A 357-nucleotide genomic window follows, 5' to 3' on the forward strand; every position below is an offset into this window, starting at 1 on the left:
ACAGCCTCGCCACGGACGGGTCCCGGATCGAGCAGGCCGGCGCAACCCGGGACGGCAGCTCGTTCGACCAGCTCATGCGGTCGGTCGCGTGCTGGAACGCCGTGATGGACGAGAACACGTACATGGTGCGCAAGTGGAACGAGTTCATCGCGGCGTGAGCGGGATGCGCGCCGCGCCGACCGATCTCGGGCAAGCGCGGGATCGGTCTCCCTCCCCCGCAGAGGGGGGAGGCAGACCGCGGCACCGTCGAGGGCGATCCGGTGAACGACCTCGCCCTCCCCCGGCCCGCCGAGACCGTCGCATCGCCGGTCGCGGCCGCTCCCCCACGCCGCCGCAGCCTCGCCTACCTCCAGGCCG

1 pseudogene is annotated in these 357 nt (G+C 73.1%); it reads left to right on the forward strand.

The features are described 5' to 3' along the window. A pseudogene (locus MKL01_RS12385) lies at positions 1-158 on the forward strand (ABC transporter substrate-binding protein); the annotation flags it as partial. Positions 159-357 lie beyond the last annotated feature (199 nt).

The organism is Methylobacterium sp. J-070 (assembly GCF_022829385.1).
Classification (GTDB): domain Bacteria; phylum Pseudomonadota; class Alphaproteobacteria; order Rhizobiales; family Beijerinckiaceae; genus Methylobacterium.